Source organism: Arthrobacter sp. K41 (assembly GCF_059089645.1).
The window spans coordinates 219,258-241,863 of the sequence record NZ_JBNHEW010000004.1; the positions used below are offsets into that span (position 1 = coordinate 219,258).

The following is a 22,606-nucleotide window of genomic DNA, read 5'->3' on the forward strand; positions in this document are numbered from 1 at the left end:
TCCTACTGCGGGGGTATTACCGCAGGCCAGCGCCGGGGAGCAGCTCAGTGGCGCCGAGTGAATCGGCGATAAACGCGTAGTCCCAGGCCCTTTCGCGCCACTGGACGTAGCGGCCGGACGCGCCGCCGTGGCCGCCGTCCATCTCGATCTTCATCACCACGGGCTCGGACCCAGTGGTCCTGCTCCGCAGCTCCTGCACCCACTTTGCCGGCTCCACATACAGCACCCGGGTGTCGTTGAAGGACGTCACTGCGGCGATCTTCGGGTAGGCCGCCGCGCGGACGTTCTCGTAGGGGGAGTACGACTTCATGTAGGCGTAAACCTCCGGGTCCGTGATGGGGTTGCCCCATTCCTCCCACTCAAGGGCGGACAGCGGCAGCTCCGGGTCCAGGATGGTGGTGAGGGCGTCCACGAACGGCACCTGGGCCACAATCGCGGCGTACTTCTCCGGAGCCATGTTGGCCACGGCCCCCATCAGCAGTCCGCCGGCCGAGCCACCCATGGCCGCGATCCGCGCCGGGTCCACCCAGCCCGAGTGCGCCAGCCAGTCCGTGGCAGCGACGAAATCGGTAAAGGTGTTTTTCTTGGCGAGCTTCTTTCCGTCCTCATACCAGTGCCGGCCCAGCTCGCCGCCGCCGCGGATGTGGGCGATCACAAACACCACACCGCGGTCCAGCAGGGAGAGCCGGGCGATGCCGAAGCCGGGATCCATGCTCAATTCATAGGAGCCGTATCCGTACACCAGGCCGGCCGCCGTCGAATCCTGCTTGACCGCCTTGTGGCGCAGCACGGAGAGAGGGATCCGCGTGCCGTCTGCCGCCGTTGCCCATTCGCGGGTGGCCACGTAGTCCTTGCCGTCGTAGCCGCCCAGGACCGGGCTTTCCTTCCTTAGCAGCAGCTCACCCGCGGGCTGCCCGGGAGTGGGCAGCACAAAATCATAAACGCGCGAGGGCGTGAAGTAGGAGGTGTAGCCGAGGCGGATTACCGGCGCCTCGTAGTCCGAGCCCCCGACTCCAGCGGTGTACAGCTCCTCATCAAAGGCGGGCTCAACGGCCGCTTCCTGGGCAGCCGTGCCCAGGCCGTCAAGCCCGATCACCTGCACGCGCTCGATGGTGTCTTTGCGGATGGATACGACCAGGTGCGTGGAAGTAACGCCTGCGCCGTTGACGCGGACGTCCCCGGAGTGTTCGACGACGGTGTCCCACCGCTGATCGGCGAGCGGCTTGTGAAGCTCTGCCCAGTCCGTCAGGGAGACCATGGAGTTGATGGCACCGCGGTTGTGGGTGAGCAGGATGCGTTCGGTCTTTAGGCCGTCCGGGCCCGGCAGCAGGAAGGGTTCGGCCTCGTACAGCACGCGCTCATCGCGGGAAATCACGGTGGTGAGTTCCTGGCTGGGATCATCGAAACGGAGCAGGCGCGTTTCGCTGTACTCGGAGCAGCCGATGCCCAGCACGAGGTAGCGCCGGTCCGCGGAGAGTTCGAAGCCCAGCCACATGGCGACGTCGTCCTCCTGGTAAACCACCACGTCCTCGCTGACGGGCGTTCCCAGCGTGTGGGCCTTGACCTGGTACGGGCGCCAGGAATCGTCAACCACTGTGTAGAAGATGCGGGTGCCGTCGGGGGAGAAGGAGACGCCGTAGAACACGTTCTCGATGACGTCAGGCAGGAGTTCGCCGGTCCGGAGGTCCTTAATGTGCACGGTGAAGCGTTCGTCGCCGGCATTGTCCACGGCATAGGCGTAGAGGTTGCCGTCGACGGTGACAGCTGTGCCACCGACGGAAAAGAACGGCTTTCCTTCCGCTTCGACGTTTCCGTCCAGCAGGATTTCCTCGCCTGGAATCTCCACGCCGGGTTCCACCGCCGGGGGCGTCCAGTCCTCCACCGGGTTGCCGCTGTTGCCGGCACGGACCCGGCACTGGATGCCGTATTCCTTGCCTTCCACCGAGCGGCTGAAGTACCACCAGCCGTCCTTCCGGTGCGGGACGGACAGGTCGGTCTCTTGCGTGCGGCCCTTGATTTCCTGGAAGATCGCTTCACGGAGCGGCTCCTGGTGCGCGGTGACCGCTTCCTGGTAGCTGTTCTCGGCCTTCAGGTGCTCCACTACCTCGGCAGAATCCTTATTCCGCAGCCACTCGTAGTTGTCCACGAACGTGTCCCCATGGTGACGCCGCTCGAACGGAATCTTCTTGGCAACCGGGGGATTCGGGGCGGTGGCGGCGGTGCGGGCGGAATCCTGCAGCGGAGTCTGGGTCATGAGTTCAAATATATCCACCCGCCCTGACAATGAACCGGCCGTTCGCTACCGGACGAGAACCCTGGCGATGCCATGCCAGGTTGGGTCGCTGAACCGAGCCACCCGGGACCATGGCCTGCCGGCGCACCCGGGAGGGGGCTGCCCTAGTAGGGCTCCGGAGGCAGGCGTATTCTGTTTCCGCTAAGGCAACATCCGCCCAGCGTGAGAGGGGAAGTTTATGACCATCCCGCCAGTGCACGAGCCCGAGCCGTTTCCGCCGGAGCCGGGCCCAAGCCCTGATCCTGCCCACCCCGGCCATCCTGGTCCGCCGCCGCCCAACCCATTCCCGGTGCCGGAGCCTCCCGGGCCGCTGCCGGTGCCGGATCCCGGGCCTGCACCGCTTCGCCCGGACCCCACCCGAAGCTGAACGGCAACCCGTCACGTGAAGGGGTCTTCGCACGCTGCGAAGGCCCCTTTTCGTGGCCGGGCGCCCGGTCAGGAGCAGGAAAAATTTTTCCCGGAACCACTTGCAGATCTTTTTGGCCAGTGCTAAAAAATCTATATCAGCCAATACAGATCGGCTGGTACAAAAACTATGTTGGACCGTCTCTCACGAGGAGGGAAGCCATGTTGATGCGAACCGATCCGTTCCGCGAGCTGGACAGGCTGGCCCAGCAGGTCCTCGGCACGGCAGCGCGTCCGGCAGCGATGCCCATGGACGCCTGGCGCGAAGGCCAGGACTTCGTAGTCGCCTTTGATCTGCCCGGTGTTGCAGCGGACTCAGTGGACCTTGATGTCGAACGGAATGTCCTGACGGTGCGGGCAGAACGCCCTGAACCTGTAGGCAAGGATACCGAGATGATCGCCTCCGAGCGGCCGCGCGGCGTGTTCAGCCGCCAGCTGATCCTTGGTGACACCCTGGACACCGACAACGTGAAGGCGTCTTACGACGCCGGCGTCCTTACCCTGCGGATTCCTGTCGCTGAGAAGGCCAAGCCGCGTAAAATTGAGATTGAGACGAAGGGGGCAAAGCAGGAAATTTCCGCCTAGTCCCCAGCAGGATCGGGATGTCGGGCAAAGACTGTTGACTGCCTTTTGGGCGGATAGCCATTCTGAGCACGCCACAGCGCTGGACGCGCACGGGCAGGGTAGGCCTGCATTTCCCGATACGGTGGCCCCCGGTTTCGGCCGGGGGTCGTCCCATGTCCGGGCTGGAACCGCCGGGGATGGCTTTAGGTGTTCAGCTCCAGCATCAGGGCGGGCAATTCGTCGGCCAGTTCGCGGGCCAGGAATCCCAGTGGGCCCAACCTGCTGGCGAGCCGGTCTGCTGCGGCGGCGTGAAGGTGGGTCCCCCAGCATGCCGCCTGCGCGCTGGTGGTTCCCCGGGCGCGCAGGCCCGTGATCGCCCCGGCCAGCACGTCCCCGCTCCCGGATGTTCCCAGGCCTCCGTACCCGGTGGTCATCTTCCAGAGTTCCGATTCCTCCGGTGCGTCCCCGCCGGAGGGTCGGCCGATGAAGCCCTGGCAGCTCACCACGGCCTGGAACTTGTCGGCGATCTCAGCAATATCTGCCGGCAGGTCCTCCACGTCGCGCTCCAGCAGGACAGCGGCTTCCTTCGGGTTCGGCGTGAGGATCAGCCGCCCCTTCCACGGATCCAGCCGGTCCGCCACCTTCACCAGGCCGCCGAGGGCGTAGGCATCAAGCACGACGGCGGGACCTCTGCCTGTGGTCCCCTCACCAGAGCCTGAATCACCGGAGCCGCCCGATTCCCGGTCCAGCAGTGCCCGCAGCAGCTCCTCGGCGAGGTCCGGATCGTCAAGCCCGGGGCCCACCAGGATCGCATCGGCGCGGTCGAGATAAGAAGAAATCCGGTCCAGGCCCTCACCTGTCAGCGACCCCTCGGCGGTTTCCGGAAGCCCCATCGCCCCGCACTCCGGGAGGGCCACGCCCAACTGCATTGCTACCGACTCGGCCACGGCGAGCGTGAGCTTTCCGGCGCCTGCCCGCAACGCAGCGGTACCTGCCAGGAGTGCCGCTCCGGGCGTGGCCCGGGCACCGCCGATCACCAGCACGGAGCCCCGCGAATACTTGTCCGCGCCCGGCGCCGGCAGCGGCCAGTCGCGCAGCAGGGACGGCGTCACCAGCGTGGGCGACGCGGTGCCGGTTCCGGCGGTGGCTACGGAATCACTTTGGGTGGACACTGGCGTCTCCTGCGTGTTCGGTCACTGTTACGCCCTGCTCGGTAAGGTGGTCCGCCACGTTGAAGCTTTCCAAGGTCCATGGCCCTTCGCCGGACGGCCGCACATAGCGGGTCAGGGAAGCGTTGAGGACGGATGTGCCGGCCGCAAGGTCCAGGATTTCCCGCTCGGTCATGCCCTCCAGCACGTAGCGGAACAGCAGGATCACGGCGTCGTGGCAGACAAGCATTACCCGGTGGCCTGTGCCAAGGTTGTTCAGCTCATCCAGGACGGACCGCAGCCGCAGTGCCACGTCCGCCCAGGATTCACCGCCCGGGGGCCGGTAGTACATCTTCCCCAGCCACTCGCGGCGCTCCGCTTCTTCCGGGAAGCGGCTTTCAACACCGCGGCGCGTCAGCCGGTCCAGGATGCCGAGTTCGCGGTCGCGCAGGCGTTCATCCGTCCGCACCTTCACCGGCCAGCCCGCTGCCTCAACAGCGATTTCGGCCGTCTGGCGTGCACGGGCGTAGGGGGAGGAAACCACTGCGTCGGGCCGGAGGTCCTCAGCGATCCGGGCAAGCGCGGCACCCAGGGCCTTGGCCTGTGCCTGCCCGGTGCCGGACAAGTTTACGTCCGCGTCCCGGGCGGGGACCTCAATGACCTCCGCTCCGGCCAGTCGCGCATCCGTGGCCGCCACGTTGCCTTCACTCTCACCGTGGCGGATCAGGATCAACTCCACCGCCCCGGCTTCCTGGACAGCCTCTGTCAGTCCGTCTTCTTTCACAAAGCCTCACCCCGTCCGTGTGCCGTGCCGAATGCAGGAACATTACCAGCGGCGTACCCAGAGGGCAGGGCAAGTAAACGACCAACAGGGAACGGACGACGGCGGAGCCCGCCGGTGCGCAACAAGTGGCGCGCCCCGGGAAGCCCCGCCCACCGCCCCGGCTACCGCTCCGGCGTCAGCACCTTCGAAAACACTGTGGCGCCGTTCGCGTTGCGGAGGCTTGCGGTAAAGCTGCTGTCCTCGCCCAACTGCACGTGCCCAAAGAACTGGTTTTCGCCGTCGCGCGGTGACTCGCCGGGGAAGCGCCCGGCTTTGGCGAAGACCACCTCCGGGCCGAAGGTGCCGTCCATGGGATTGGGGCCGAAGGACCCTGCGGCAATGGGCCCGGCCACGAATTCCCAGAAAGGATCGAAGTCCGTGAAGGCGGCGCGCTCGGGGGAGTAGTGGTGGGCGGCGCAGTAATGCACATCCGCCGTCAGCCACACCACATTCTTAACCCGGTTGTGCTTGAACGCACTCAGTACCCCTGCGATCTCCAGCTCGCGGCCCAGCGGCGCGCCGGCGTCGCGGTTCGCCAGGCTCTCCTGGTTCACGCCGCCGTCGGGGACGATGATGCCCAGCGGCAGGTCTGCGGCAATCACCTTCCAGGTCGCCTTGGACCTGGTGACCTCACGGACGAGCCAGTCCACCTGCTCCTGACCCAGGATGTTGGTGGCGTAGGGTTCCTTGCCGTCGGTGTTCGGGGACTTGAAAGTGCGCATGTCCAGGCAGAAGATGTCCAGTTGCGGGCCCCGGCTGATTTTCCGGTAGATGCGCGCGGGCTGGTACTGGCCGGCATCGTCGAACGTACCTGGGCGCCAGAGCGCGGACGAGTCGGCGATCGGCATGTTCTCCTGCCACGCCTGCCGGCCGCGGGCCGCAAGGGTGTTGACATCGCGGACGGTGTAGCGCGGGTCATCCAGGATTTCACCCGGGTACCAGTTGTTGGTGGTCTCGTGATCGTCCCAGTTGGCGATCACCGGCACCTCCGCGAACATGGCACGCATGTTGGCGTCCATGGAGTTGTACCGGTGCCGGCCGCGGAACTCCGTGAGGGTTTCGGCCACCTTGGACACCTCCTCGGTCACCAGGTTCCGCCACACCTGCCCGTCCTTCTCCACCACGGTTTCGGTCAGCGGGCCGTCAGCGTAGACGGTGTCCCCTGAGTGGATGAAGAAGTCCGGCCGGGTCTGGTGCATGGCCCGGTAGCCGCGCATCCCGCCGATCTCCTCGTTGATGCCCCACCCCTGCCCGGCGGTGTCGCCGGTCCAGACAAAGCTCTGGGCGGACGACGCCGGCACTTCACCTCCCGCGCTCGTCCCACCGGTGCGGCCCTTGCCGTTGACCGTCCCGGCGTCCGGAGCCGTGCGGAAGGCGCCGCGGACCGTTTCACCTGCCGCGCCGCCGTCATCCTCGAAGCTGATTTCCAGCGCAAAGCGGGTGTTGGACGGCAGGTTTGCGGCGTGGATTTTGGCAGTGAAGTCGGACGCCTGGGTGGCGCGCGGCCCGCGCAGGGTGCGTTCAAAGGAGCCGCGGCCGCGCAGGACCTGGCCGTTGGCGTCAACCGCCCGCAGCACTGCCGTCAGTCGCCCCACGCCCGAAGCGCGGGACCACAGCACGGCGGAGTCGGAGGTGACGTCGCCCGTGGCGATGCCGCTGGGCAGGGTGAGCCGGTTCCGGACCAGTGCAACCCCGGCGGGTCGCTGGCTCGGGGCGGCCTGTGCGGTTGCGGGTGCGGTTGCCAATGCGGCGGCGAAAACGGAACCTTTGACAATGGTGCGGCGGGGTATGTCAGTCATGGTGCCAGCCTCCCGGCCCCCGGCGCACAGACTGTTTCCCTTCGATGAACGGGCGGTGAGCCAGGGCTGAACAGCTGGAGGGGTCACCTCCGCCCGCTCCTCCGGCTCCGGACCTACGGCACCGCGAACTCCCCGATCCGGCCCTCCCGCAGGGCTGCCCCCACAGCGTAGATGGCGCCGTAGTCCGGAAGCAGCACCGACTGCCCGGCGATAAAGCCGTTCCCGGCCGTAGGCAGCGTCATCGTACCGATGGCGTTCACGTCCAGGTTCCGGAGGCTGTATGCGAGGATGGCGGCCTGCACCGGGTCAAAGCTCTTGTTCACCGTCAGGCAGCAGGATGCGAAATCCACCAGGCTCCGGACGGCCGTCACGTCGTTCAGGGCGCCGCCGGCAGTGAGGCGGGCGAGGACGGCGCGGAGCAGGATCTGCTGGTTGCGCACCCGCTGGAAGTCGCCGTCCACGAACGCGTACCGCTCCCGGACAAACTCCAGCGCCGCCTGGCCGTCCAGGTGGTTCACACCCGGCCCGAAGACGTGCCCGGTATCGTGCGTGGACTGGAACGGGACGGGAACGTTCACGTCGATGCCGCCCAGCCCGTCCACCATCAGTTTGAAGCCACCGAAGTCCAGCATCAGGGTGTGGTCGATGGTGATCCCCAACAGCTGCTGCACCGTCCGGGTGGCCATGTCGATCCCGCCGTACTGGAGGCCCGCGTTGATCTTTCCTCCGCCGAAGCCGGGGATATCCACCCACATGTCCCTGTTCATGGACACGATGTACAGGGTCCGCCGGTCGGCCGGGACGTGGACCAGCATCAGGACATCGGCACGTTGGTCCATGGGCTGGCCGGTTGCCTCGGTATGGGCTGCCGCGTCCTTCGCGATGCCCCGCATGTCGCTGCCGATCACCAGTACGTTCATGGCAACGGCAGGGTGTTCCGGAATAGGCGGCGGAGGAGGCGGGGCCGGCGGCGGGGTTTCGGAAGGTGTTGCAGTTGGGATGGGTGAGGGAGTTTCGCTTTGCGTTGCAGCCGGTTGTGCCTCAGCGCCCGTGCGGCTAAGGCTGACGACGGCGACGACGGCAACCGTCACGAGCACCAGCGCCAGCAGTGCAGCGATCCACCGGCGCCGCCCGAGCGAAGCCAGGACAGGACCGCGCGGCCGGGGGCTGGAGGGGCTGGTGCCGGGTTCAGAACCGCTAGGCAAACTCATCGTGCCTCACCTCTTAGCGGGGATGGTGGGATCAGTGTCCGCCCGTCCGGGCCTCCCTGGCTACAGACGTGTCCAAACTGTCATCTGCGGGATATTTAAGGGCCGGGCCGGGCCGCGGCCAGGTACGGGGTCGCGCCAGGCGGTGCGCCGTCGTCGAGGGTCGTGGGGAAAGGTGCCGGGGTCGCCGGAGCGCTACAGCGTCCCGGCACGCGTCCAGCGAACGGGAGCGTTGAGGCGTGCGTGGCGCAGGATGGACACGATGGCCGGGGCGAGTTCGTCCTCCATCTGCCGGTACACCTCGGGCGCGCGGCGGTAGGGGTCGATTATGTCGTTTTCGGATGGGTCGGCAGGCAGCGACAGGTGCCGCACGGCGGCCGCGCTCGCCGGCAAGCCCCGCCAAAAGGCATGGTTGACGGCCTCCGGGTCGCCGTCGCCGGACAATCCTGCCTCAGGTTCCTTGTCCCCGGAGGCGGCGCGCTCGTCCAGAACGTCAAGCATCCGGGCAAACTCGCGGATGGTGAAGGTCCGTTTAAGGAGGGACGCGTCCAGCTGCAGGACTTCGCCGCGGTGCCCGGAGGTCATGGTGAGCACCAGGTCCACGCCGCGCAGGATCCCGGGCGTCAGCTGGCGGGCAGCGAAGTTTTCAGGGTCGCCGCCGAATGTACGCACGATGTCAGCGGAGATGGGCTGCATGGGGTCACCCACCATGGCCCGGGTCCCGGCGCTGGCAACCTCGAAACCGCCCGGCAGCACCTGGTTGAGCCCCGCCTGCAACAGCCGTTCGGCCACCGGGGACCGGCAGATGTTGCCCGTGCAGACGGTCAGGATTTTTACTGGTGCGGGTGAGTCCAAGGGAGATTTCTCTTTCCAGCCGGTGCGTCCGTGGTTTTCAACATACACGCAACTACCCGACGCCGGCCGCACCTCCCCGCATCCTCTCTCACCTTACGCAGGTTTTCCCGGGATCCTCTCTCACTTTCCTGCAGGAGGCACGATGATATGAGTGTGAAAAGCGCTATGGAACGTGACTGTGTCATTGCCGGCGGCGGCCCGGCCGGGATGGTCCTTGGCTACCTGCTCGCCCGCCACGGCCTGCGTGTAACCGTGCTGGAAAAACACGGGGACTTCCTGCGCGACTTCCGCGGCGACACGGTCCATCCATCCACCGTGTCCCTGCTCGGCGAGATCGGGCTGCGTGAAAAGTTCCTGGAACTGCCGCTGACGCGTTTGTCCACCCTGGACGCGGTTCTCGACGGCCAGCGCATCACCATCGTCGACTTCAGCACCCTGCCGCGTCCGGACAACTTCCTCGTCTTCGCGCCGCAATGGGACTTCCTGAACTTTCTTGCCCGGGAAGCGGCGGCCTTCCCCAACTTCGAACTGCGCATGTCCACCGAAGCCACCGGCCTCATTATTGAGAACGGCCAGGTTTGCGGTGTCCAGGTGGATGCGCCCGACGGCGGACGGGAGATCCGTGCGACGCTGACCGTCGCTGCGGACGGCCGTGCTTCCGCCCTGCGCGCCGCTGCCGGGTTCGCTCCCGATGGGTACGGCGTGCCAATCGACGTGCTGTGGTTCAACCTGCCAAAACCGCCCGAGCCACCGCCCGCCACCCTCGGATACATATCCGCCCAGGGAATGGTCCTCACGATCGACCGTGGCGACAGTTACCAGTCCGGGATGGTCATCCCGAAGGGCGGCTTCGACGAACTTCGCGCCGGAGGAATCGACGCCCTTCAAGCGCGGATAACCGCTGCTGCTCCTGTCCTTCAGCCGGTGGTGGGTACCCTCACGGGCTGGGATCAGATCAAACTCCTGTCAGTCCAGATCAACCGGCTCCGGCGCTGGTACCGACCAGGATTTATCGCTATCGGCGACGCCGCCCATGCAATGTCCCCGATGTTCGGAGTCGGCGTCAACTTCGCCATCCAGGATGCCGTCGCCCTGTTCAACGCCGTCGCGGAGGACCTCGCAACGGGGTCGGTCCCGGCAGACAAGCTCGCGGGCGTGCAACGAAGGCGGGAAAGGCCCGTGAAGGTCATGCAACGGCTGCAGCGGAATGGGCACAAGGCGTTGGCAAGGGCAACTGCCGGCCGCCGCATCGCACCCCGCTGGCTGGTGGTGCTGATACGGACCGCGTCGCCGCTGCTGCGCCCGGTCACAGCCCGTCTAATCGGAATAGGAATCCGCCCCGAACACGTCAAGAGCCGCAGGACATGAAACCTCAGGCCACCGGTCAGATTTTACGCTCCGCTCTATTCACCTTTCAGCGATGGGGGAGGCTCCGGCCTATCCGCCGCACCGCTTCTTGGCGATAATGAAGAAGACAGGCAACGATGCCTGCGCCCTTCGGGCGGGGCTGGACTATTGGACCGGAGGTAGCTCTGTGGCTGAGCTGAGCCGCCCCTACACGTACTCGAGCGCCTTGGGCAGCAACGAGTGCGCGGCGGGCACCTTCCACGTGGACGTGGAGGGCTGGAAGATTCAATGGTCGGACGGCATGTTCCAGCTGCACGGGTATGAGCGCGGCGAGGTGGTCCCTACGGTGGAGTTGTTGTTCTCACACAAGCATCCGGACGACAGGCCCAAGTGTGAAGACATCGTTGGGCAGGTCGTCAAAACCGGAGGCTACTTCTGCATGTATCACCGGATTATCGATTCCCGCGGCCGTACACGGCGGGTGCTGACCTCCGGCGAAGCCATCATAGGGGAAGCAGGGAAAGTCACCACTATGGAGGGGGTCATGATCGACCTTACCTCCACACTCCAGCGTGAAACGGAGGAAAAAACCCGCGAAGCCGTAGCGGGGGCAACCTCCACCCGCAGTGTCATCGACCAGGCAAGGGGGATCCTGATGGGCCAACTGAAGTTGGGCTCTGACGATGCCTTCCAGGTGCTGGTAAGCACCAGCAGCCACCGCAACGTCAAACTGGTGGTGGTGGCAGCCGAGCTCGTCCAGCTGGCGAACTCTGCGGCAACAGGCGCTTACCTCGACGCTGCCGTCAAAGCCATTGCCCACGACAGCAGGTGGCCAGGTGGCGTTGCGCGCCGGGCGGGCTGAACGAACTGCCCCGGACGTAACACAGGCCGAAAAGGAATCGCGGGCCCTGTAGGATCGTTTGAAGGTGCGCCGGGAAGTCTGGTCGGCATAAATTTGTCGATCCCGGATCTGAGGACGCTTCATGAGTCAAAAGCCCCCGCCCAGCCCCGCCCGCTCCACTATCTTTGGGCGCGGCAGTTATGCCGAATCCCTGCGGATTGGGGAGATCCTTCGCAAAGAGACGGTGGGCGGAGCCTTACTGGTTGCCGCAGCTATCATCGCTCTGGTCTGGGCCAACTCGCCCGCCGCCGACAGTTACTTCGCCCTGCGGGATTACAAAGTGGGCTACGAGCCGTGGCACCTTGACCTCAGCCTCGGCGCTTGGGCGGCAGACGGGCTGCTGGCGATCTTCTTCTTCCTGGTGGGACTGGAACTCAAGCGGGAGTTCGTTGCGGGGGACCTGCGGCAGATCAACAAGTCGATCGTTCCGGTGGCTGCCGCAGTAGGCGGTGTAGTGGTCCCCGCGCTGATCTATATCGCATTCAACTTTGCCAGCCCCGAAACCATCCGCGGCTGGGCTATCCCCACGGCGACGGACATCGCCTTCGCGGTGGCCGTCCTGGCCATCATTGGATCGCATCTGCCCAGCGCGCTGCGGATTTTCCTCCTGACGCTGGCCGTGGTTGATGACTTGATCGCCATCAGCATCATCGCGTTTTTCTACACCAGCGATTTGCACGTCATGCCGCTGCTCCTGGCCCTCATCCCATTGGCGCTTTATGCCTTCCTGGCGCATAGGTTCCGTTACTTCTTCGGCATGAAGGCGTCCGCGGCCTGGGTCATCCTGCTGCCGCTCGGGGTAACCACGTGGGCGCTGGTCCACGCTTCCGGCATCCACGCCACGGTGGCAGGGGTGCTGCTCGGCTTCGCCGTCCCGGTGATCCGCTCACAGGCAGGCGGCGGGCCCGAAGCAGGACCGGGGCTGGCAGAAATCTTTGAACACCGCTTCCGGCCCATTTCCGCAGGAATGGCCGTGCCGATCTTCGCGTTCTTCTCGGCCGGTGTGGCCGTGGGCGGCTGGGAAGGGCTGGGCTCGGCGCTAGTCGATCCTGTGGCCGTCGGCATCATCGCGGGCTTGGTTCTCGGAAAGCCACTCGGGATCATGGGCACCACCTGGCTGCTGACCAAAACCAGCCGGGCGGAGCTGGACAAGTCCTTCAAATGGATCGATGTCTTTGGCGTGTCCCTTTTGGCCGGCATCGGGTTCACAGTGTCCCTGCTGGTGGCCGAACTCAGCTTCGGCCAGGGCAGTCTGCACGACGACCACGCCAAAGTCGGGATCCTTACCGCCTCACTGGTGGCCGCGCTGCTGGCCACGGCAGTGCTCCGGACCAGGAACCGCCAGTACCGTGCAGCCGAGGAAGCCGAAAAAGTGGACGCGGACCAGGACGGCATCCCTGACGTATACCAGGACCGGGCGTAGGGAGCCCAAGCCAGCGGCCGACGTCGGGCTGTCACCACAGCCGGCGGGCGAACCTCATGCAACAGGCCCCGGGACATCCCAGGGCCTGTTTCATGACGTTCCGTCGACCGGCTGCCTGCCCACTTTGAATGGGCGCTCAGGCGGGCTTTAGCGCCGCACTGAATTCCGACGGCCCAAGACCGCCTCGGCGGTGCCGATCAGGAGCACCGCGGCGATGACAGCCACGATAAAGCCCAGGAAGTTCAGTTCGAAGATGTCTCCCGTGCCCAGCAGGGACGCCACCACTCCGCCAATGACCGAGCCAACGAGGCCCAGCAGGAGAGTGGCGAGCAGACCAAGGTTCTGCTTGCCCGGCTTAATGAGGCGGGCCAACGCGCCGATGATCAAGCCGGCAACGATGAATCCAATCACGGTGTGCTCCTTCATGGTGGTCACCGGGCTCGGCCCGGACTGCCGCAGGATGCCGCAATAGCTCTATTGTAAGCGTGCTTACTGTTGTCCCTGGAACTTAGGCCCTCAAGCCGTGGCCAGCGGCGCGATCGGTGCCTCGATGTGCCGGATCTCCAGCGCCTCCGGATCCAGCAGCTTCCGCGTTCCGGTCCTTGCATCCAGGATCCAAAACAGTTCCAGGGCGGGTACGACGTCGGTCACCCGCCCCCGGTGGAAGAGCTTGCCATTGTGCCACGCCTCGATCTGGTCGCCGATGCGGAGCTGGGCCGTCAGTACTTTTTGTGCCTCCATGAGAGCCTCCTGCTGTTGTATCCCCGTAGGCACAGCTTGCCGTGCCCAGGTTGCTGGCATGTTTCAACAGCGTGATATTTCTGCGTCAAGATGAGCCGCTGAACTTAGGAGGCCGCCTCCCGCCGGGCTGCCGCCACCGCCTCCTCAATTCCACCGGTCCAGGGTTGGCCGTGCCCGGGAAGTACCAGGGAAGCGCCGGTCCGGGCGAGTTGTGTGAGGGTGTCCAGGTTCTGCCGGCTGTCCATGGTGGCAGCCCCGGCCACGATGCGCGGCCCGGTCCGCCCCGAATATGGATCAAGCGTCACCAGTGCGTCCCCGCTGAACAGCACGTCGCGGTCCCGCAGGTACAGCCCGCAGTGCCCGGCGGTGTGGCCGGGGGAGAACACCACCTCAGGAGAGCCCGGCACGGGCAGCGTGCCGTTGGCGGCGGGAAACAGGGTGAGTTCGTCCACGCCCTTCACGCGCAGGGCACCGGCCTTGGTCATGCTGGCGAGGACGGGCAAACCGCGGGGGTGGGAGAGCGAGAAAACGAAGCGGGACTTCTCGTGCTGGTACCGGTAGGGGTGGCGGGCGATGAAGGAGTCACCGCCGTGAACCCAGACCGGCACCTTGAACTCGGTGTGCAGTTGGTGCGCCAGGCCCAGGTGGTCGAAGTGGGCGTGGGTGAGCACCACCGCCTTGATGTCGCCCACCCCGTGCCCCAGCCCCCGGACCGATCCCTCCAGCGTCTTCCACATCGCGGGCAGCCCGGAGTCCACCAGGGTCAGTCCGTCAGGGCTTTCCACCAGGTAGAAGTTGACGAAGGCTTCTGAAACGCAGTGCACACCGTCCGCCACCGTGGTGAATGAAGCCTTCCCCGAGGTGGCCGTGGTCATTTCCGGCCCGCCCGCAAAATCGCACGCACCGCTGCGACGCCACCCAGGCCGGCCAGTACCCAGGGCCCGCCCACCAGGATCGGATCGATCCACTGGTGGTTCACGTCCGCCCGTTTCTTCCCAAAGCGCGAGCTAAGGCCGTGGCGGGAGAACTCACTGAGCACTCCCGTCTCTGTCACCGGGTTGTCCGGGCGCGGGGTTGCCAGTGAGCGCAGGTGGTGCTCCCACGCATCCACCCGGTCCGCGGCAATGAGCAGCAGCCAGTGCGCGGCCCGGCCCTCGCTGAACCGGGCGTAGGAGTACTTCCGAATGGCCCCTGACGCGCCGGCCGGCGGGGTGGACGTGCCAAAAACAGGTGTGACGAAGGCGTGCTCGATGGACCTCTCCCGCGGCCACTCCTCCTGCTGGCGTTCGGGAAAGTCCCAGTGCGCTCCGGTTTCGATCCCGGGCTGCTCCCGGGGGAACGAAGGCCGGTCGGCGGGGTCGAGGTCTGCTCCCCACCCCGGAATCCGCGCCCGCAGGTCCTGCGCGGATTCCTTCAAGCCGGGCTTGCCGGCGGTGTAAGGCGTTGGTATTTCAGCCATAATCCGTTCCTTTCAGGCCGGGGTGGAAACGATCAGGGGCTTGATGCAGCCATCGAGCTTTCCGGAGAACATGTGGTACCCCTCGGCAATGTGCTCCAGCGGAACGCGGTGGGTGACGATGTCGCTGGGCTTCAAATAGCCATTCCGGATGTGCTCGAACAGCCGGGGCCACTGCCGCTTGACCGGGCACTGGTTCATCCGCAACGTTAGGCCCTTGTTCACGGCATCCCCGAACTTCACGGCACTGAAAATGGGCCCGTACGCGCCCACCACGGACACCGTCCCGCCCTTGCGCACCGCGTCGATGGCCCAGTTCAGCGCCACGGGCGAACCGCCCTGCAGCTTCAGTTTTGCAGCCGTTACGTGCTGGAGGAAGTTGCCGTCCGCCTCGGCCCCCACCGCGTCGATCACGACGTCGGCGCCCAGGTAGTCGGTGGCCTTCTTCAGGTGCACCACAATGTCGTCGTACTCAACAAAGTTGTACGTTTCAGCGTGTGCGAAGGTCCGGGCCTTCTCCAGCCGGTACTCCAGGTGGTCGATCACGATTACCCTGCCGGCCCCCATCAGCCAGGCGGATTTGGCGGCAAACAGCCCCACCGGCCCGGCGCCGAACACCACCACAGTGTCACCTTCAACGATGTCGCCCAGTTGGGCGCCGAAGTACCCGGTGGGAAGTGCGTCGGTGAGCAGGACGGCGTCCTCTTCGTCCATCCAGTCCGGAATCTTCGCGGGCCCCACGTCAGCGAAGGGAACGCGCACAAACTCGGCCTGGCCGCCGTCGTAACCTCCGCACGTGTGGGAGTAGCCGTAGATGCCGCCCACCGCCGTCGCGTTCGGGTTGACGTTGTGGCAGTTCGAAAACAGGCCGCGGGAGCAGAAGTAGCAGGAGCCGCAGTAGACGTTGAAAGGAACCATCACGCGGTCACCCGGCATGAGGTTCTGCACCGAAGAGCCCACCTCATGCACCACGCCCACGAACTCGTGCCCGAACGTCATTCCCACGCGCGTGTCCGGCATCATGCCGTGATAGAGATGCAGGTCGGAGCCGCAGATGGCTCCGGTGGTCACCCGGATGATGGCGTCGTTGGGGTGCTCGATCTTGGGAATGTCTTTTTCTTCGACCCGGATCTTGTACGGGCCCCGATAAACCATTGCTCGCATGTGTGCCGCCTTGGTTGTTGGCTGGCAGTGCGGTTCCCTCGTGCAGGAACCACCCCGCTGCTTGAGGCGCACCGCCTGCCCTACGTTTCCACCTCGGGCAGGGGCTGGTCAAGGGCCGCAACACGGGCACCGATAGTGGGGGCACGGAATGCTTAGAGCGTCCGACGGCGGGTAGGGGACAGGGTGATAGGCGGACCCATCGAAGGGGGAGCGGAAGAGTGTCACGGGAAACCCGAACCACTGCGGGGAAGGCGGCCGGAGCGCCGGCCAAAGCCCCCGCGTTCCTGTTCGGCATGGGCATTGGCGGATTCGTGGACGGCATCGTCCTGCACCAGCTGCTGCAGTGGCACCATATGCTCAGCCACACCGAAAGCGGCAACACCAAAACCGTCGCGGGCCTGGAGCTGAACACCCTGGCTGACGGCCTGTTCCACAGCGCCATGTGGGTGCTGGTGGTGGCCGCGGCAGCCCTGACCGTCCGCGCCCGGCAGCAGGGGAGGTTTTCCGCCCGCTGGAACTTCCACGCCGGCCTGGTCCTGGTGGGTTGGGGCGTCTTCAACATCATCGAAGGCCTGATCAACCACCAAGTGCTGCAGATCCACCACGTCCGGGACGATCTCGGCGGACCGCTGGCCTGGGACCTCGGATTCCTGGCAGTCAGTGTGCTCTTGGTCCTGGGCGGCTGGCTTTTGTTCCGGGGTAGCCCAGCGTCTGGAAAAATTGGCGGATCTGGCGCAGGATAGTAAGCATGCTGATTAAGTCGGCTGCCGGAACCAGCTCGGTTCTGAAATCCCAGATGTGAGCTCGAGAGGACATACTCATGGTTTTCTTTCACAAGCAGGAACTTCAATACAAGGCAACTCCGGACAAGCCGGACGCCGTCTACGCCCGCAAGCTCCAGGAAGTGCTGGGCGGCCAATACGGCGAAATCACTGTTGCCATGCAGTATTCGTTCCAGGCGTGGAACGCGCACATGCCGGGTAAGTACCGGGACATGCTCTTCGGGATCGGCGCCGAGGAATTCGGCCACGTGGAGATGCTGGCCACCATGATCGCCCAGCTGCTTGAAAAGGCCCCCCTCGGAATCACCGAAGACGCCGTCCAGTCAGATCCCACCGTCGCCGCCATCGTGGGCGGAACCGATGTACAGTCCGCCATCGTGGCCGGAGCCGGTGTCCGGCCGGTGGACAGCAACGGCAACCCCTGGCAGGGCAGCTATGTCACCGCCAGCGGCAACATGCTCGCGGACTTCTGGGCCAACGCCAACGCGGAAATGCAGGGCCGGCTCCAGGTGGCCCGGCTCTACCACATGACCGATGACCACGGCATCCGCGACATGCTCTCCTTCCTGCTGGCTCGGGATACCATGCACCAGAACCAGTGGATCGCTGCCGCACGCGAGCTGCAGGAGGAAGGCAACGAAAACTTCCCCGTTCCCAGCAACTTCCCCATCAACAAGGAGATGCGGGACGTCGCCTACCAGTACCGGAACTTTTCCGACGGCCAGGCCGCCGCTGACGGTTCGTGGGCCAAGGGTCCTTCACCTGACGGCCTCGGCGAATTCAGCTACGTGGCAGAGCCCCCGGCCGGTGTCCCCATGCCGCCGCCCACGCACCCGGACTCCCGCTTCTACGGCACCACCGAGCTGCCGAACATGATGGAAAAGGCAGCGGGAACCATTCAGGACAAGCTCAACAAGGAGTAATAGGCAGCGAAAAGCCCCCTGCCGGCCGGTACCCGGAAAGTACCGGCTGACAGGGGGCTTCCTTGTGGCGCTTACGTGTTGGGGTCCGGGTCCTTGACGTCCCGTGGGCCGATGTCCGCGGCACCCAGGACATCGGCAATCGGGTTGTCAGCAGGCGCGTGCTCACGGACGCTGAGTTCAGGGTGGTGCAGGTCCAGGGCCGGGCGCTCGGACCGGATCCGGGGCAGCGAGGTGAAGTTGTGCCGCGGCGGCGGGCAGGACGTGGCCCATTCCAGGGATGCTCCAAAGCCCCAGGGGTCGTCCACCGTGACCTTCTTGCCGTGCCGCCAGGTGATATAGACGTTCCACCAGAATGGAATGAGGGACGCACCCAGCAGGAAGGAACCGAGGGTGGAGAACTGGTTCATCCATGTGAAGTTGTCCTCCGGCATGTAATCGGCATAACGCCTGGGCATACCCTCAACACCGAGCCAGTGCTGGATAAGGAAGGTGGCGTGGAAGCCAAGGAACAGGAGCCAGAAATGGATCTTGCCCAGGCGTTCATTCAGCATGGTCCCGGTGAACTTGGGCCACCAGAAGTAGAACCCGGCGAACATCGCAAACACCACGGTGCCGAACACCACGTAGTGGAAGTGCGCCACCACAAAATAGGTGTCGGAGACGTGGAAGTCCAACGGCGGGGAGGCAAGGATGATGCCGGTAAGGCCGCCGAAGAGGAACGTGATCAGGAACCCGATGCTCCACAACATTGGCGTTTCGAACGTCAACGAGCCGCCCCACATGGTGCCGATCCAGTTGAAGAACTTCACGCCGGTGGGAACCGCGATGAGCATGGTCATGAAAGCGAAGAACGGCAGCAGCACCGCGCCGGTGACGTACATGTGGTGTGCCCACACCGTTACGGACAGGGCGGCAATGGCGATAGTGGCGTACACAATGCCCTTGTAACCGAACAGCGGCTTCCGGCTGAACACCGGGAAGATCTCGGAGACAATGCCGAAGAACGGCAGCGCGATAATGTACACCTCGGGGTGGCCAAAGAACCAGAACAGGTGCTGCCAAAGGATGGCGCCACCGTTGGCGGGGTCGAAGATGTGTGCGCCGAACTTCCTGTCCGCTCCCAGGGCAAACAGGGCCGAGGCCAGCGGCGGGAACGCCATGAGCACCAGGATGGACGTGACAAGGGCGTTCCAGGTAAAGATCGGCATCCGCCACATCGTCAGGCCCGGGGCGCGCATGCAGATGATGGTGGTGATGAAGTTGACCGCACCGAGGATGGTACCGAAACCTGACAACGCCAGGCCGAAGACCCACAGGTCCCCGCCGATGCCCGGGCTGAAGGTGGTATTGGACAGCGGCGCGTAGGCGAACCAGCCGAAGGAAGCAGCACCCTGCGGGGTGATGAAGCCGGAGGTTGCAATGGTGGAGCCGAAGAGGAAGAACCAGAAGGCCAGCGCGTTCAAGCGGGGAAAGGCAACGTCCGGCGCACCGATCTGCAGCGGCATGATCACGTTCGTGAACCCGGCGAACAGCGGGGTGGCGAACATCAGCAGCATCACGGTGCCGTGCATCGTGAAGAGCTGGTTGTACTGCTCCTTGGTCTGCAGGATCTGCATCCCGGGTTCAAACAGCTCGGCCCGGATCAGCAGGGCCATCACGCCGCCAAGAAGGAAGAAGATAAAGGACGAGATCAGGTACATGTACCCGATGGTCTTGTGGTCCGTGGAAGTGATCCAACTGACCACCATGCTGCCCTTGGGGCGTCTGACCACAGAGGGAGCGGCGGTGTCCGATGTAACGCCCATGTTCTGGCCGATGGCGGTCATTACGGTTCCGTCCTTTGCTGTGCCTGCTCCAGGGCCGGTTGTGCCGGATTCTTGTCATATTGATCCCCGAGGATGCCGGTGTTGCCCTTTGCCCGGAGATCCGAAATGTGGCTGTTGTATTCCTGCTCGGTCACTACCCGGACTTTGAAGAGCATTTCGGAATGGTATTCACCGCAAAGCTCGGCACACTTGCCGGTGAACTCACCGGTGCGGTTGGGAATGATGTCGATGAACCTGTTGAACTGGTTTTCGCCGGGGTACATATCCCGTTTCTGAAGGAACTCCACAACAAAGAAGGAATGCTGGACGTCGCGGGAGTTCAGCTGCAGCTCAACCTTTTTACCCACCGGCAGGTACAGGGTGGGCAGCCGGTCAGGAGCGCCCCAGTTGCCATCCAGGTGGGCCTGCACGCCGGGATCCTCGTGGACGTCTTCCTTGACATAGTTGAAGTCCCAGGACCACTGCTTGCCGCGGACATCGATGATGACATCCGGGTCCTCGAAGCGGTCGTCTATGGCACGCTGGTCGCGGTCGGTGAACACGAACAGGACCCCGACGATCATCAGCGGCACGGACAGGTAGAACACTTCCAGCGGGAGGTTGTAGCTCATCTGGCGAGGGAACCCGACAGTGTCTTTCCTGCGGCGGTAGGCAATGACGCACCACAGGATGAGCCCCCAGGTGATCACACCGATAATCAGTGCAGCGATCCACGAGTTGACCCATAGGTCCGTGATCAAGGGTGTGTGGTCCGTGGTGTCCCGTTCGCCGGGCAGCCAGCCGCGCTGGACTTCAGCAGAGCAGGAGGTCAAACCCATCAGGGCCGGAATCGAAAGTAACGCGGCACTGCGCCGCGATCTGAAGATGTTTTTTCCAGTGCTGCTCACCGCGGTTCCCTCCGGACATACCCAGAGGCCCAACTGCATGAGCCGAATAACCCATGGCGCTGGCCAGTGGTTTGTGCCCACACTAGCGCGGGGAGGAGCGCGATGGGAAGAGGGCGTACTCGTCCCCATCCCATGGCCAACGCCGCGATAAGGGACTGCGATGATCAGGCAGGCGGCCTGGCACCGCTGGAGGTGACGCCCGACGGCGGGACGAAACTATCGGCGTCGGGCGTCACTTCAGCTTGCCCCGCCGCCGGCCGCATCGGGTGCTTCGCTGATGATTTCCCTGGCCGCCATGGCCAGCAGTTCACGCTGGAGGGCCGGCAGGGAGATCAGTCCCTCCGTGTAGGCCTGGACCTCATACTCGCCGGCAACGCCGCTCATGCTGAAGTACCGGAGCCAGAGCTCGGAGACGCTGATGTCGGCCTCCTGCAGGGCGGCATTGAGTTCGTGGCGTTGCTCCGGTTCGTGCGGTTCAAATCCCATCGCTGTCCCCCAATAGCGTTGTTGCCGTAGGCCTGTGTTGCTGCCTTAGGCGACGTCTGGGTAACTGCGGAGGATGTAATCGGCTGCGGCCGCTCCGGTCATGTGCAATTGGGAGCGGCTGACGTCCACGCCGCAGCGCAACATGCCAGCGCGGAAGGCCTGGTCCGGTTTGGCCCGGAAGCCATGCAGCGAAGCCCAGCTGACATAGAGGCCGTAGAGGCAGTCGGGCCCCAACGGGTGCTCGGCCTCAGGGTCCGGGATTGTGGCCTCATCAAGGAACTGCTGGAAGTACGAGGACGGCATGATGGCTCTATCCGATTCTGCAACAATGCGCCACCGGGTGGCTTCAGCAGCTGCTCGCCCGGCCGATGCAGGAGTGCCGGGGAGGACGAATACGCCCGTCACGCTTCTGAATCTACTCGCGGGGCAGGGGGGAAGTACAGGGGAAGTACAGCCGTCCGCCGAACCGGCGGAGCACGTCCGGGGCAGCACCAGCACACAGCCGTAACAAAAGACAAGTCTTCCCAACAATTCATAAGCGTGCTTATTATGTTCTTCTTTCGACGGCATGCAGAGCCCGTCAGCACATCTTCCCTGGTGGGCTCCCCGGGAAACGGCTGAAAGGCTTCCATGCATCTGACCCGTTCCGAGTACTCAAACCCCAACCATGTGCTAGTCCACGTGAGCGACCCTCATTTTGTGGAAGAGGGGCTGCTGTACGGCGAGCTGGATCCCCAGACAGGGCTGGTGGAAGTCCTTGATGCCATAGAGGCCAGCGGCCATAAACCGGAAGCGATCATCTTTTCCGGCGATCTAACGGACAAGGGCAGCGTGGAGGCCTACCGGCGCCTGCGGACCATGTGCCAGGGGTACGCCGGGCGCATGGGGGCGCAGCTTATCTGGGCCATGGGCAACCACGACGAACGCAGGAATTTCCAGAAGGTGCTCCTTGACGAGGCGCCGGACACGCTTCCCATTGACCGTACCTATTACTTGGGCAATCTGCGGGTGCTGGTCCTTGATTCCTCCACTCCCGGCCACCACCACGGGGAGATCAGTGCCCATCAACTGCACTGGCTGGCCGGGGAACTGGAAACAAGGGCCGACGACGGCACGCTCCTGGTGATCCACCACCCGCCTGTTCCCCCCGTACAGGAACTCGCGGTGCTTTCGGAGCTGCGGAACCAGGACAGCCTGGCGCAGGTACTGGAAGGCAGCGACGTTATTGGCATCCTGTCCGGCCACACACACCACAGCGTGTTTTCCACGTTCGCCAACATCCCCGTCTCGGTGGCCTCCTCCACCAGCTATAACCAGGACCTGGCATTGCCGTCAGGGGCCATGCAGGGCCTGGACGGCGCCCGTTCCTTCAACCTCATCCGCATCCACAACCGGACTTTTGTCTCGGCGGTGGTCCCGGTGGGCGAGTACCCCCGGATGAGTTCCTACGTCACTGCCGAGGAAACCCGCCAGCGGCTCCAGGCCGCGGCCGTCACCATCCCCTCCGCCACCGAGAACGCAGGAGGCACCCCCATCGGCCGCCGCTAGGCCGCCAATCCCCAAGAAAGGACCAGC

22 protein-coding genes are annotated in these 22,606 nt (G+C 64.7%); 7 read left to right on the forward strand and 15 right to left on the reverse strand.

Annotated features, from left to right (window positions below):
- Positions 1–16: 16 nt before the first annotated feature.
- A complete protein-coding gene (locus AC5RTE_RS11645) occupies positions 17–2,254 on the reverse strand; it encodes a S9 family peptidase (protein WP_494041551.1) in 2,238 nt (745 codons plus the stop codon).
- A gap of 606 nt (positions 2,255–2,860) precedes the next feature.
- On the opposite strand from AC5RTE_RS11645, the gene AC5RTE_RS11650 reads away from it, so the two are divergent.
- The gene (locus AC5RTE_RS11650) at positions 2,861–3,283 is read left to right on the forward strand and encodes an Hsp20/alpha crystallin family protein (protein ID WP_494041552.1); all 423 of its coding nucleotides are present in this window, start codon (positions 2,861–2,863) and stop codon (positions 3,281–3,283) included.
- A 182-nt stretch (positions 3,284–3,465) separates the two neighbouring features.
- Here AC5RTE_RS11650 and AC5RTE_RS11655 read toward each other — a convergent pair whose 3' ends face one another.
- The 5 genes from AC5RTE_RS11655 to AC5RTE_RS11675 all read right to left on the reverse strand — a co-directional run bounded on the left by AC5RTE_RS11655 (position 3,466) and on the right by AC5RTE_RS11675 (position 9,095).
- Positions 3,466–4,434: an NAD(P)H-hydrate dehydratase gene (locus tag AC5RTE_RS11655; protein ID WP_494041553.1), complete on the reverse strand. Its 969-nt coding sequence runs from the start codon at positions 4,432–4,434 to the stop codon at positions 3,466–3,468.
- A complete protein-coding gene (locus tag AC5RTE_RS11660; RefSeq protein WP_494041554.1) occupies positions 4,418–5,194 on the reverse strand; it encodes a histidine phosphatase family protein in 777 nt (258 codons plus the stop codon). Before AC5RTE_RS11660 ends, AC5RTE_RS11655 begins: the two co-directional genes overlap by 17 nt.
- A gap of 161 nt (positions 5,195–5,355) precedes the next feature.
- The gene (locus tag AC5RTE_RS11665) at positions 5,356–7,032 is read right to left on the reverse strand and encodes an alkaline phosphatase D family protein (protein ID WP_494041555.1); all 1,677 of its coding nucleotides are present in this window, start codon (positions 7,030–7,032) and stop codon (positions 5,356–5,358) included.
- Between the two features lie 113 nt (positions 7,033–7,145).
- Complete coding sequence (locus AC5RTE_RS11670) at positions 7,146–8,243, reverse strand: LCP family protein (protein ID WP_494041556.1); 1,098 nt, start codon at positions 8,241–8,243, stop codon at positions 7,146–7,148.
- 192 nt (positions 8,244–8,435) lie between these two features.
- Complete coding sequence (locus AC5RTE_RS11675; protein WP_494041557.1) at positions 8,436–9,095, reverse strand: arsenate reductase/protein-tyrosine-phosphatase family protein; 660 nt, start codon at positions 9,093–9,095, stop codon at positions 8,436–8,438.
- Between the two features lie 165 nt (positions 9,096–9,260).
- Between AC5RTE_RS11675 and AC5RTE_RS11680 the strand changes: the two genes are divergently transcribed.
- The 3 genes from AC5RTE_RS11680 (at position 9,261) to nhaA (ending at position 12,766) form a co-directional block, all read left to right on the forward strand.
- Positions 9,261–10,463 carry an FAD-dependent oxidoreductase gene (locus AC5RTE_RS11680; RefSeq protein ID WP_494041558.1) on the forward strand — a complete coding sequence of 401 codons (1,203 nt, stop codon included), beginning with the start codon at positions 9,261–9,263 and terminating at the stop codon, positions 10,461–10,463.
- A 166-nt stretch (positions 10,464–10,629) separates the two neighbouring features.
- Positions 10,630–11,304, forward strand: coding sequence for a PAS and ANTAR domain-containing protein (locus tag AC5RTE_RS11685; protein ID WP_494041559.1), 675 nt, complete (start codon positions 10,630–10,632; stop codon positions 11,302–11,304).
- Between the two features lie 121 nt (positions 11,305–11,425).
- Positions 11,426–12,766 carry a Na+/H+ antiporter NhaA gene (gene nhaA / locus AC5RTE_RS11690; protein WP_494041560.1) on the forward strand — a complete coding sequence of 447 codons (1,341 nt, stop codon included), beginning with the start codon at positions 11,426–11,428 and terminating at the stop codon, positions 12,764–12,766.
- 147 nt (positions 12,767–12,913) lie between these two features.
- On the opposite strand, the gene AC5RTE_RS11695 is transcribed toward nhaA, so the two are convergent.
- From AC5RTE_RS11695 to AC5RTE_RS11715, 5 genes are all read right to left on the reverse strand, one after another.
- On the reverse strand, positions 12,914–13,177 hold the full coding sequence (locus AC5RTE_RS11695; protein ID WP_494041561.1) for a GlsB/YeaQ/YmgE family stress response membrane protein: 264 nt from the start codon (positions 13,175–13,177) through the stop codon (positions 12,914–12,916).
- Positions 13,178–13,282: 105 nt separating this feature from the next.
- On the reverse strand, positions 13,283–13,507 hold the full coding sequence (locus tag AC5RTE_RS11700; RefSeq protein ID WP_494041562.1) for a hypothetical protein: 225 nt from the start codon (positions 13,505–13,507) through the stop codon (positions 13,283–13,285).
- Between the two features lie 104 nt (positions 13,508–13,611).
- Positions 13,612–14,382: an MBL fold metallo-hydrolase gene (locus AC5RTE_RS11705; protein ID WP_494041563.1), complete on the reverse strand. Its 771-nt coding sequence runs from the start codon at positions 14,380–14,382 to the stop codon at positions 13,612–13,614.
- Entirely contained in the window at positions 14,379–14,966 is a 588-nt protein-coding gene (locus AC5RTE_RS11710; protein ID WP_494041564.1) for a hypothetical protein, read from the reverse strand. The genes AC5RTE_RS11705 and AC5RTE_RS11710 overlap by 4 nt, the downstream gene beginning before the upstream one ends.
- Before the next feature lie 12 nt (positions 14,967–14,978).
- On the reverse strand, positions 14,979–16,127 hold the full coding sequence (locus AC5RTE_RS11715; protein ID WP_494041565.1) for a zinc-dependent alcohol dehydrogenase: 1,149 nt from the start codon (positions 16,125–16,127) through the stop codon (positions 14,979–14,981).
- 218 nt (positions 16,128–16,345) lie between these two features.
- Between AC5RTE_RS11715 and AC5RTE_RS11720 the strand changes: the two genes are divergently transcribed.
- Complete coding sequence (locus tag AC5RTE_RS11720) at positions 16,346–16,870, forward strand: DUF2243 domain-containing protein (RefSeq protein WP_494041566.1); 525 nt, start codon at positions 16,346–16,348, stop codon at positions 16,868–16,870.
- Positions 16,871–16,947: 77 nt separating this feature from the next.
- A complete protein-coding gene (locus AC5RTE_RS11725; RefSeq protein WP_494041567.1) occupies positions 16,948–17,832 on the forward strand; it encodes a manganese catalase in 885 nt (294 codons plus the stop codon).
- Between the two features lie 71 nt (positions 17,833–17,903).
- Here the strand turns inward: AC5RTE_RS11725 and ctaD are convergent, their stop codons facing one another.
- The 4 genes from ctaD to AC5RTE_RS11745 all read right to left on the reverse strand — a co-directional run bounded on the left by ctaD (position 17,904) and on the right by AC5RTE_RS11745 (position 21,436).
- Positions 17,904–19,637 carry an aa3-type cytochrome oxidase subunit I gene (ctaD, locus tag AC5RTE_RS11730; RefSeq protein ID WP_494041746.1) on the reverse strand — a complete coding sequence of 578 codons (1,734 nt, stop codon included), beginning with the start codon at positions 19,635–19,637 and terminating at the stop codon, positions 17,904–17,906.
- Between the two features lie 20 nt (positions 19,638–19,657).
- Positions 19,658–20,476, reverse strand: coding sequence for an aa3-type cytochrome oxidase subunit II (gene ctaC, locus AC5RTE_RS11735; RefSeq protein ID WP_494041747.1), 819 nt, complete (start codon positions 20,474–20,476; stop codon positions 19,658–19,660).
- 306 nt (positions 20,477–20,782) lie between these two features.
- A complete protein-coding gene (locus tag AC5RTE_RS11740) occupies positions 20,783–21,031 on the reverse strand; it encodes a hypothetical protein (protein ID WP_494041568.1) in 249 nt (82 codons plus the stop codon).
- A gap of 45 nt (positions 21,032–21,076) precedes the next feature.
- Positions 21,077–21,436, reverse strand: a complete 360-nt coding sequence (locus tag AC5RTE_RS11745; protein ID WP_494041569.1) for a hypothetical protein — start codon at positions 21,434–21,436, stop codon at positions 21,077–21,079.
- A gap of 276 nt (positions 21,437–21,712) precedes the next feature.
- On the opposite strand from AC5RTE_RS11745, the gene AC5RTE_RS11750 reads away from it, so the two are divergent.
- The gene (locus tag AC5RTE_RS11750; RefSeq protein ID WP_494041570.1) at positions 21,713–22,579 is read left to right on the forward strand and encodes a metallophosphoesterase; all 867 of its coding nucleotides are present in this window, start codon (positions 21,713–21,715) and stop codon (positions 22,577–22,579) included.
- The last annotated feature ends 27 nt before the right edge of the window (positions 22,580–22,606 follow it).

Bases quoted from the DNA above. Each gene is read 5' to 3' on its own strand.
- ctaC (WP_494041747.1), bottom strand. From the start codon at position 20,476: ATGGGTTTGACCTCCTGCTCTGCTGAAGTCCAGCGCGGCTGGCTGCCC.
- AC5RTE_RS11740 (WP_494041568.1), bottom strand. From the start codon at position 21,031: ATGGGATTTGAACCGCACGAACCGGAGCAACGCCACGAACTCAATGCC.
- AC5RTE_RS11645 (WP_494041551.1), bottom strand. From the start codon at position 2,254: ATGACCCAGACTCCGCTGCAGGATTCCGCCCGCACCGCCGCCACCGCC.
- AC5RTE_RS11700 (WP_494041562.1), bottom strand. From the start codon at position 13,507: ATGGAGGCACAAAAAGTACTGACGGCCCAGCTCCGCATCGGCGACCAG.
- AC5RTE_RS11715 (WP_494041565.1), bottom strand. From the start codon at position 16,127: ATGCGAGCAATGGTTTATCGGGGCCCGTACAAGATCCGGGTCGAAGAA.
- AC5RTE_RS11665 (WP_494041555.1), bottom strand. From the start codon at position 7,032: ATGACTGACATACCCCGCCGCACCATTGTCAAAGGTTCCGTTTTCGCC.
- AC5RTE_RS11705 (WP_494041563.1), bottom strand. From the start codon at position 14,382: ATGACCACGGCCACCTCGGGGAAGGCTTCATTCACCACGGTGGCGGAC.
- AC5RTE_RS11680 (WP_494041558.1), top strand. From the start codon at position 9,261: ATGGAACGTGACTGTGTCATTGCCGGCGGCGGCCCGGCCGGGATGGTC.
- nhaA (WP_494041560.1), top strand. From the start codon at position 11,426: ATGAGTCAAAAGCCCCCGCCCAGCCCCGCCCGCTCCACTATCTTTGGG.
- ctaD (WP_494041746.1), bottom strand. From the start codon at position 19,637: ATGGGCGTTACATCGGACACCGCCGCTCCCTCTGTGGTCAGACGCCCC.
- AC5RTE_RS11710 (WP_494041564.1), bottom strand. From the start codon at position 14,966: ATGGCTGAAATACCAACGCCTTACACCGCCGGCAAGCCCGGCTTGAAG.
- AC5RTE_RS11670 (WP_494041556.1), bottom strand. From the start codon at position 8,243: ATGAGTTTGCCTAGCGGTTCTGAACCCGGCACCAGCCCCTCCAGCCCC.
- AC5RTE_RS11725 (WP_494041567.1), top strand. From the start codon at position 16,948: ATGGTTTTCTTTCACAAGCAGGAACTTCAATACAAGGCAACTCCGGAC.
- AC5RTE_RS11650 (WP_494041552.1), top strand. From the start codon at position 2,861: ATGTTGATGCGAACCGATCCGTTCCGCGAGCTGGACAGGCTGGCCCAG.